A 10,080-nucleotide genomic window follows, 5' to 3' on the forward strand; every position below is an offset into this window, starting at 1 on the left:
ACTGGCGTCAGGCGATGAGTCGTTTTATTATCGAGTTCGAGGAACGACTCGAAAAGCACATTAACTAATGGCAGTTACACAGAATCTGTTACAGGCTCCTCTTACCCACAAACTCGAGACTACCGTCAAATACACAGCAGAGCCTTTTAAAAAAGTTCTACAAAAGGGTTCCATAATTTACCTAGTTGAGCCTTTACCTCGAAGGATTTTAAGACTTCTCGTATTGCTTCGTCAAAGGTACTTTAACTAAAAAACCACTACTTTCATGCCGAATATACCCGATATAGCGAAATAATAATTATTATTTTGCCGGGACAAAACAGCCATATAAATCACTAATATCGCCTGATATTATCTTTTTCGCTTTCTAAGCACTTCCATTCAAATTCAATACTTTTAACTACAACTTCGGAGCATCTTATGAATGCAGCTTGCCCCTACGCGCTGTATTTAGGTCGACTTGCGCCTAATAGTCAGCGCTCTATTGCTTCACAACTAAATAGCATCGCAGACATGATGGGTTGGACTGATGAAGAGCGAACAGATAAATATCATCATATCGACTTTCAACAAGCGACCTATATTAAAACGAAACTTATTACTCAGGGATGGTCAGCTAGATCTATCAACAGAGCAATGATAGCAATCAGAAGTATCGTAAAAATAGCTGTACTGTCTGAGCTCGTTCCAGAAATGCAGTCGATTCAACTTCGGGCTATTAGCAAAGTGAATCACGGCAAACATAATGGAAAGCCTCTCTCAACTGAGCAGGTCAGAAAACTACTGATAAAGTTACAACGCGATACATCTGTTCTTGGTATTCGAAACTACGCGTTAATCTCAACACTTTTAGGCACAGGGTTACGACGAAGTGAACTAGTAGCACTCTTGGTAGAAGACTTTATCGAAGGTACTGCTCTGATCGTCAAAAAAGGAAAAGGTAACAAGAGCCGAACTGTTCATCTGCCAGCATGGACGCAACTTGCGCTGAATCAATGGCTAGCACTTCGAAGTAAAAGCAACGGCCACTTGTTTGTTCGTGTCGCAAAAGGTGGAAGTATTAAACACAACACCGCGTTGTCATCGTGCTCTATCTATTCACTCACTAAAAAGTCGCTAGCATCAATTGGCGTAGAAGGAGTCTCGCCGCATGACCTTCGACGAACGTTTATCACGCGATTACTTGAACAAAATGTAGATATAAACACTGTGCGCCAAATGGCAGGACATGAGGATATCAGTACAACCATCATGTACGACAAGCGAAATGAAAAAGTGATGCAAGAAGCTGCATCTCTACTTTCCTATCAATAATGGGGCGCTAGCATGTCTTATAAAGTACTCAATAAGTCGAGTGAGCTTAATTACCTTGCATGTGAATGGGGCAAGCGATTACTCAACTATCTGCCTTCAATCGATACCGATATACTCAGTAAAAGTCTTGCCAGTAATTTGCGTGGTAGCAAGGTAGCTACACAATCGTTTTTCATAGGTAGAAGCAAAAACGTCAATTACAAAGCTTGCCTCACTATTACTGATACTCAGCCTCAGGTAACGAAAACCTTTTTAGCAAATTGTCGCTATATCAGAACCGTGATGGACTTGCCTAAGCAAACCGAGTTACTGATTCAGTTCGCCTTACTCTCGCAGGTTAACAAGTGGATTAGAGCGCTTTCCTCGGAGGTGCACATGCAAACAAGCCACCTTTCGTTAAACGAAATCCTCAAAGACATTTCAGGCATCAGTGACGAACTATTTTCTCACGCAACTGCACAGCTAAATCATTATGGTTTTCTGCCTGATACAGACTTTTTGTCCTTCGAGTATGGTGCAATGCCAAAAGCACTTGTTCGAACGTTGTTAAGTGAAACAATTACCTCAAGGGAAACACTTATAGCACCGTTGCTGCATCCTTCGCCCGATGCAAGCTTCACGTTAGATGATTTTCCTCACGTGAATACTGCGCTTTTGTCGCAATATCTCACTGCTGCTAGTAAGTCTAGACAGTCTGGAGCAAGCATTTTGCTCTATGGAGCTTCAGGAACAGGTAAAACAGAGTTATCGAGGACACTTGCCAAATACTGCGATAGAACACTTTACGAAATTCGCTCTACTGCACTTGCTAGCAATTTCTCTGAAGATGAGTTCAATAGCCGCTTTCCCAACAAAGAAAGGCTTCGTTATTTAGCGTTACTTCAATCATTGCTGACGCATAAGACAGACGCTATGTTGCTGGTAGATGAATGCGAGAGTTTATTCGATTGTGCTGACAGCCAATACAGTAAAGAACATCTACAGCGATTCATTGAGCAAAACGAAATTCCCTGTATTTGGATTACAAATCATATCCAATATCTTGAGCCAAGCTTTATCAGGCGATTCAAGCTCGTATTAGATGTTCCTACGTTGAGACCAGAAGAAATCGAACAGATAACGCGGCCTTACTATCACGGCTTAAGTGTTTCTTCATCTGCACGAAAAATGATTAGTCAAACAGAGAACATTACGCCAGCAATTGTTGCTAACGCAACACATGTCGCTCACGCTGTAAGCGCTAAACGTGCTCGCGCAGAAGCTGTAATCGGTCAAGTTGTCGAAGCGTCACTTAGAGCGACGGAGCAATGGCAAAATAAACTTGAGTACAAAAGTGAGCTACCTTTCGATACGAGCTACTTAAATATTAAGCAGTCAAAGGAGTATCTCAACGAAATAGCGTTTGCACTTAAGCACAACCAGCCAGCGAGAACATTAATTTCAGGTCCTCCAGGAACAGGCAAAACTGCTTTCGCGCACTATTTGACAGAGCTACATGGTAGGAAACTGCTACGTGTTAAATGCTCTGATATTTTAAGTAAATGGGTGGGAGAAAGTGAGCAAAAGGTGGCTGAACTATTTCAACGCGCTCATGATGAAGAGCAAGTCATCTTGCTTGATGAAGTGGATAGCTTACTAAGCTCACGCGAAGCGCTCACCGCTCATCACGAACATCAGCTTGTTAATGAGTTCTTAACGCAAATAGAGTGTTTCACACAGCCTTTATTCGCTGCTACTAACTTTTCCGACAAGCTTGATAAAGCCGTGTTACGTCGGTTCGATTTCAAACTAGACTGCCAATACCTTACATCTACTCAAGTAGTAGAGTTGTACAAAAAACTCACTAAAGTTAGAACGCTCAAGGAAGCTGAGACACAAAAGCTATCTTCACTGCGCAACCTTACACCCGGTGATTTCGCTCTATTGGCTCGTCGAAAGAAGTTTCAACCCAAAATTCAAATTCGTGACTTTGCCATCAACCTGTTGGCAGACGAAAACCTGCGTAAGCAGAAACGCACCTCAATGGGCTTTATCCGCCCTTAACATTCAAAGGTAAACATTATGACTACATCTGTATTGAGTTCGCTCAAGGTTATCGCTCGTCCTGAAATTAAGCAAAAGCCACCGGTATTGAACAAGCGCATGAAGCTAATCAACCGACTCGAACAGCAAAAAAAGCTCGCCACTTGTATGCTTGAAGGCACACCATTCGTGGCATACAAAGAAAAAACAGTCAAAGATCCAGAAACAGAAGAGCGGATTAAAAAGCGTTGGCAGGCTACTGTTCGTCCTTGGTACTACAACACCGATAACCATTATTTCCTTGAAGTAAAAGTGGGCATAAGAGCGATAGAGTTACAAAAGGGAAAACCAGCCATAGATGTTGGCGATAAAGAAAAGCTCCCCGAGGTCATCGACATCTTGATAAGCGCGGTAGAAAAAGGAGAGCTTGATGAGTTCTTAATATCGCAGCCAAAGACTGAAACCAAGGGGAAAACTCCGGCCAACGCAAAGTTAGCAAAATCGTAGTTAGTCCCCTGCTCTACTCATCAGTTATCGTCCTTAGCGCTTGATTGCGCGAACAACGATAGCGAACCAAGAATCGAGTGCTGTCTACATAACAAAAGTTAGTCGGACTCACGCAGCACTAGCGTTTCAGAAGCATAACGAATAACGCTACTGAAAGCGACGTAGAAGACATTGCAAATTGCTAGTCATTGACTTTACTTAGTTGCTTGAAAGCGTCGTACAGACGCGCTAGGCAGCGCTCACATTCATAGATTTCAATTAGAAGAGTTTTTATCATGCATATTCACTATGAGGGACTCGCTTTGCCTGTCTCAAAGCGATTTGCAAAAGCACTGGTCGATTTACTAGTGCAGCATCGCGTGTCACAGCCAAGCGTGACAATTAACTTCAGAGACCCAAATTATTCAGCTGAAAATGGTGGTTTTCACCCTGTAGAGATTCGTTTGGAGAAACGCAACAACGCATGGCACTTTTGCTATGTCACCGATTTTGCCCATATAGGAAACGGCCCCTATGCAGAGCTAGCAAAAGACCTCGACTTTGATTTCGATGCAGGTGTTTTTCAAAACCTGTTCGGTGTGTTTCCAATTGAGCAGGCAACCGATATGTACCAAATATGGGAAGGTAACTTCTTGCATTACTGGCTGGAATTAGATGTCTTCTCGATATCGGTATCCGAGTAGCTACAAAACATAAAAGTGTAAACACATTGGGAAAGCTGACAAACCAAAGGAGGTAATCATGTCGAGATGCTTTTCCAATCATAGTTTAAACGATAAGTCAGAAGGTATCATTTAAAAGGTAACTACTAAGCGAAGCTCAATCGAGTCAAAACTAATTCACCGATCCCTTGAACCAATCGAGGTTTTGAATCTATAGCCTTACAATGCAGACATGTAACATTATTATGGAAATTTGCAGTCAATATGGAAGCTAAAATATGAGGCTTCGGACCAAATAATCCTATCGAAATATTACATTCGCTTTTAAGTGGTGAAATTATCTGATTTAAATAATCAAAACAGATTGTAACGTTAGTCAACGGTAAACCCAGAACCTTCCTTTTACCTCCTAATTGGGAGTCGATAAACTCAGAATTGTACGCTAGTACAGCTTCTGCATACCCTTCTTTAGCACTTGGAGAAGCAAAAACCCCATAGCTCTCATCCGGATTCACTGTGTTAAAAACAACCTGAGGCCCGACAGAGTCAAAACCAAGTAGAAATATACCTGCCTTTTTGGTGTATGTAAGCGGCGCGCCTTCACAGCCCTGAAGAACTAAAGGAGGGGAAAAATTAGAATGTTGCTTTATCTCTGGATACTCACCGATTGAATAAGAAAAATCTATATTAACCGATATCTTTTTTATTCTCTGAATGAACCTTATAAAAAAAAATACACATACAGAAAGCAGCGATTTAGTCATCGATGAATAATCGATCAATATATTCAACTCATCTTTGATTTCCATATTATCGTCATTAAACCAAGAATTAAGCTTCTGGAACTGACCTCGCACGTCCATAGTTGATGTATTAAAAATATCACTTTCTGTATAACAATTGATAAAAAAACTATCTATAGACTTTCTATGTGGGAGTTCAGAAAGCTCCTTGTAACTAAAGACAATCGATTTCCTTAACCTTTTTCGATCTAATATTTCCGAAAGAAACGTACAACGGGGTTCATATCCACAACAAAAGATACCCAGATCATATTCTTTACTAAGCATGTCTTTTCTAGATATATCTAAAACATCAAACTTACTCATTAAACATTTCCAATTGGTTGGAACCAGAACTATCTACATTTCTAATAGAACTGCTAGATATTCGTCTCAATATTGTACTGAGCTTCAATACGCCCCCGCGTCTTGGGGGCAGGAAGAATTGAGGGCAAATGCTTCCAGAAAAGTGAAACCGTCCCGACATTACAGGCATATTATCATCACCGTCGGCTGTCGTTATGTGTGGAACTAACAAACCTAGATCAACAGCAATTCTTACGGATTCCCACATACTTTTATCATCAAGGTCAAAATCAAAAGTCAAGTTAATCTCAGTTCCTATTTTTTCGTTGTGAAGCGCGCCTTTAAAATAGTTGCCGACTTGAGTTAGAAAATTCGCGGCCTTTAGTCCATTCTCTTCTGCTCGAATTGAGTCAATTTCGGCGTTTTTCAAGGTAGTTGTCGCCTGAGCTGTTAAGCAGCTTCTTTTTTGTTCTCTGGGTTTAATTTCACATCACCGATTTCCTCCCAGTTTCTAATACCCTTTGACCAGCGGTTAGGGTTCTTTTTTTGCGCTTTGGTATATAGCTCATGGCGTTTTGCCAATATCGCTTTATCTTCACCATTATGGCGTTGCGCTGGTGTCACGAATTTGATGCGACTATGCCTGTGCTCAGTGTTGTACCATTGAGCGAAGCCTTTCATCCAAGCTCTTGCATCTTCAAGGCTTTTAAAGCCTTCGCTTGGCCAGCGGTGACTGTATTTGACCGTGCGGAACAATGATTCTGAGTACGGATTATCATTGCTGACACCGGGGCGGCTACGAGAGCCAATGACACCCATATCAAGCATTTTGGCTTGCATCGTTAGGCACTTCATCGGGCTACCGTTATCTGAATGCAATACCACGTCTTTTTTAACGCATTTCTCAGACCAGAGCGTGCGCTCAAGCAACTGGGCAGCATGTTCACCTGATTCACTGTCATGAACTTCCCACCCGACAACCTTACGGCTGAAGATGTCGATTATCATGTAGAGGTAGAAGAACCGACCAATGACCGTTGACGGGCAGTAACTAATATCCCAAGTCCACACTTGGTTTGGCGCTGTCGCTGTGTACCCCTTAGGTTTAGCTCGGCTACCTTTAGGTTTTGCTTTACCTCGATGGGTTAGCTGGTCATTGGCTTTCAACACACGATAAAAGCTCGATTCAGACGCGAGATATTGCCCGTTATCTGCCAGCATTGGCACTATCTGACTTGGCCCTAAATTGGCGTATTCTTCTTGGTTACAGGTAGCTAATATCGCTTGCTGCTCTTCCTCAGTGAGCTTGTTACTCGGTTCTGGCCTATCAGCTGTAGGTCTTTTGTCACCACTGATTTCACCGCTTTCCTGCCAGCGTTGTAATGTGCGTACAGACATACCAACTTCTTCACAGGCTTTCTCTTTTCTAGCACCTGAGCCGACTGCTTCATCAATCAGAGATGCGTAATGCTGCCTATCTGTGAGTGAGGTTAATTGTCCTCGTCTTCCCCCCAGTAGGCATTTAACTTTTTTCTGAGCACCAACAACGCTGCCGTTTCAGCAAGCGCAGCATCTTTGCGCTTTAACTCTCTTTCTAACTCTTTAATCCGCTTACGATCATCCTTTCGCTCTTGGGTTAATTGCTTACGTTGCTGGGCTTTAGTTTGATTGCCTGCAATGCAGCTTCGCTTCCATTCTTTAACTTGCTCAGGGTAAAGCCCTTTTTCACGGCAATACTCACTTAACTCAATTTCGCTCAATGCTGCTGTTTCTAAAACAATTGAGAACTTTTGCTCTGGTGACCAACCATCTGAACTATTGCTATCTGCCAAACTAGAACCTGCTTGTAAATACTTATCTCGCCATGAATACAAAGTAGATAAGTTGATACTCTCTAGCTTTGCGAATTGGCGTAATGATAAGCCACTTTCAACCAGCTTTCTAATGATGGCTTTCTTATGATCTTCAGGATAATGCTTCACTAATATCTAACTTACCGCTCCCTGTTATATTTTTATGAAAAACTGAGGCGACAACTATCCTAACACAGGGGGATTTCGGAAATAGAGAAACTTTTGATGATCCGCCCTTGTTTTCCTTTTTCAATCGGACTAAAACCTATTCCAGGATTTAATGAAGTAATGAACCTGTTAAATAGATTGATTAGCTTTCTAGGATTCCCATCACAACATTTCACTGCCACATCGTATCCAGAAAATATTTTTGGAGCTGCGTATCCTTGACCTGTAGTTGATTCAATATAATCTTTAATTATTAAAAATGGTCTGAGCTTTCGCTCAATTTCATCACTGAAACTTTTCCCTTTCGGATTTCTACCGTAAAGCCTTTTAGCTCTAGTTACGGTAGCTTCATTGCAATAGCGTTCTATTAACGTCATTAATTTATCGTTCGGGACAATTGTTGCTGAGTTATCAGTAAGGTCAGAATTACCTAATAACATTTTCAACGTAATACCTGAATTATATAAATTAGAGCCACTGACTTTTTTTAAAAATAATTTTTCAGCAAAATCCAAAATTATTCTATCAGCATCCTTTTGAGCCTTATCAATTGTCCCCAAACGATCTAAATACAAATAATCAAAATCATGCTTTGGGTTCAAATTTTCATCAAGATTAGTTTTCAAGGTCTTATGCTTATAAGGCATTGTCGTTATTTTGAAAACCACTTCGGTATAAGTCCGTAACTGGGTATTAACGATTTTCCATTGATTCTCGTTTAATACCTCGGCTTCATCTAAACATATTGCCCACGTAGTTTCGTCTGAAATATCTAGCTCACGTTTCAGAGTATCAATGCCCAATTTTAAAGGGGAAAATAAATCAGTATGAAATTTTTCACCTACCTTAAAATCGTCGTGTGTTAAATTAAAACCTAAAGCAGCTTTATTGAAGCTATAGTTTTTGTCAAATTCCAACAACGATAATGATTTATCTATACTATTAAAAGTAGTATGCTTTTCGCCCAGCCAATGTTGCCCTAGGCTTATTGAAATATTTTTTTCATGCTGTGCGCTTTCAATTGAATTTTTGGAGTAAGCACGAACACAATGCTTTGCAACATTTAAAAAACGACTACTACTAGATAAATTGACTCCCCAAATAAAGAAAAAATCTTCTAACTGACTATCAATTTGGATAGTTTTAAGCTTTGCTAAGAATTCAGGTTTGAAAGGGACAAAAGTAGCAATAAACTGCTTATTACGAATTATTTTCTTGGCTCTTTCATCCGTGTATTGAGATAACCCATCGAACGCTAGCATTTTGGCAAAAGCAGTTTTTCCAGTACCTCTGGCTCCCAGAATAATATGATTTCTTTTAGAGAAAAGTCGCTCAAATGTATTAGTCCATATGAATTCAGAAGCAAGTTGCTTTGTCGTCATATCTCTTGCGTTAGAAGATTCAAATACGTTCTTGTCCATATCTAAGCCTTAATCCTTGAGTAAAATTATTTCTGGATCGGAGTAGATAGAAAAGCCAATCTTACTCTTTAAGCGTTGCAATATTAATGTCAAGATTTGCGAGGAACAAAAGCTCAGTTCGCTATCTCTCTCTTCTAAGTCAGACCACTTTACGTAAGAGCTCTTCGTGAATTCCTGTTTAATAAGCTTTTCCAGCTTAGTTTCTAACACCGTTCGACTGTATCCACTGCCAAATTTAGATTCAAAAGGAATTGAATCTCTAGCCTGATTGTTCTCAATCCATCCGTGTTGAACAAAATGACTCCAGCTCCAAATACGTCCCTGTGGAATGCGATGTGTCAAACAATGCTGATTAATTTCAATTATATGAAAAGAATTTCCAACATCATCAAACCAACGGTCATCAAGTCGAGCAACGAAACTTCCTGAACAGAGTATATTAAGTGGGTGAAGACCATTTTTGACAAAATGGTTATATCTTGGAATATGTTTATGCCCATGTATCACAAAGTCAAAACAGTATTCGCTGGCTAGATCGAGTAACGCCTCAGCATTACTCATAATGCTATGATCTGTTTGAACGTAAGTCTTTTCTTCGTAGTTCAATGGATGATGATGAAAAAGTACTACCTTAAGTTTCTTTTCGTGCAAATCTACGACTTGGTCTAATTCAACCCTAACACTTTGAACTAGTTGAGACGTCACTTCGCCATGGTGAATAGCTACCTCATCATTGTCATTTGCAGATGAGTTAAAAGCCAAAATTGCGATATCTTCTGTTTCCCAAAATACAAAATATGGGCTTTCATGAAAGCTTCCAAATTTTGCTCTGCTCAGCATATTTTTAATCAGTTCATTAGAATTAAAATATTTATATCTGGAGTCTCGAATATCTTGCTTATTAGTTACTCCATTTTCTGCATCGGCCGCTCCTAAACTCCAGTTTGAGTCTGAGGTATCCCCACAAATAATATAACGATATCAGCGAGATAAAAAAGATAGGAACATTCATGACGTTTGGTGATCAGATCAATCGCCAAAAATC

General features: G+C 40.4%; 9 protein-coding genes. 4 read left to right on the forward strand and 5 right to left on the reverse strand.

Annotation, left to right across the window (positions count from 1 at the left end; all coding sequences use genetic code 11):
• Positions 1–420: 420 nt before the first annotated feature.
• The 4 genes from MHM99_RS19870 to MHM99_RS19885 all read left to right on the forward strand — a co-directional run bounded on the left by MHM99_RS19870 (position 421) and on the right by MHM99_RS19885 (position 4,526).
• A complete protein-coding gene (locus MHM99_RS19870; protein ID WP_187447086.1) occupies positions 421–1,314 on the forward strand; it encodes a tyrosine-type recombinase/integrase in 894 nt (297 codons plus the stop codon).
• Between the two features lie 12 nt (positions 1,315–1,326).
• On the forward strand, positions 1,327–3,357 hold the full coding sequence (locus tag MHM99_RS19875; protein ID WP_187447087.1) for an ATP-binding protein: 2,031 nt from the start codon (positions 1,327–1,329) through the stop codon (positions 3,355–3,357).
• Positions 3,358–3,375: 18 nt separating this feature from the next.
• Positions 3,376–3,843, forward strand: coding sequence for a DUF6641 family protein (locus tag MHM99_RS19880; RefSeq protein ID WP_239220371.1), 468 nt, complete (start codon positions 3,376–3,378; stop codon positions 3,841–3,843).
• Between the two features lie 275 nt (positions 3,844–4,118).
• A complete protein-coding gene (locus MHM99_RS19885; RefSeq protein WP_239220372.1) occupies positions 4,119–4,526 on the forward strand; it encodes a DUF2787 family protein in 408 nt (135 codons plus the stop codon).
• A gap of 125 nt (positions 4,527–4,651) precedes the next feature.
• Here the strand turns inward: MHM99_RS19885 and MHM99_RS19890 are convergent, their stop codons facing one another.
• The 5 genes from MHM99_RS19890 to MHM99_RS19910 form a co-directional block, all read right to left on the reverse strand.
• Complete coding sequence (locus MHM99_RS19890) at positions 4,652–5,614, reverse strand: hypothetical protein (RefSeq protein ID WP_187447090.1); 963 nt, start codon at positions 5,612–5,614, stop codon at positions 4,652–4,654.
• Positions 5,607–6,023 (reverse strand): hypothetical protein, encoded by a 417-nt coding sequence (locus MHM99_RS19895; protein WP_239220373.1) that lies wholly within the window; start codon positions 6,021–6,023, stop codon positions 5,607–5,609. The genes MHM99_RS19890 and MHM99_RS19895 overlap by 8 nt, the downstream gene beginning before the upstream one ends.
• A 20-nt stretch (positions 6,024–6,043) precedes the next feature.
• A protein-coding gene (locus MHM99_RS19900) for an IS3 family transposase (RefSeq protein WP_239220374.1) occupies positions 6,044–7,575 on the reverse strand; the annotation gives its coding sequence in 2 pieces (ribosomal slippage) (positions 6,044–7,128 and positions 7,128–7,575; 1,533 coding nt in all).
• A gap of 59 nt (positions 7,576–7,634) precedes the next feature.
• Positions 7,635–9,035, reverse strand: coding sequence for a hypothetical protein (locus MHM99_RS19905; RefSeq protein WP_239220375.1), 1,401 nt, complete (start codon positions 9,033–9,035; stop codon positions 7,635–7,637).
• 9 nt (positions 9,036–9,044) lie between these two features.
• Entirely contained in the window at positions 9,045–9,875 is an 831-nt protein-coding gene (locus MHM99_RS19910; RefSeq protein ID WP_239220376.1) for a hypothetical protein, read from the reverse strand.
• Between the last annotated feature and the right edge of the window lie 205 nt (positions 9,876–10,080).

The sequence above is a fragment of the Alteromonas sp. MmMcT2-2 genome (genome assembly GCF_022348305.1).
Taxonomy (GTDB): Bacteria; Pseudomonadota; Gammaproteobacteria; order Enterobacterales; family Alteromonadaceae; genus Alteromonas; species Alteromonas macleodii.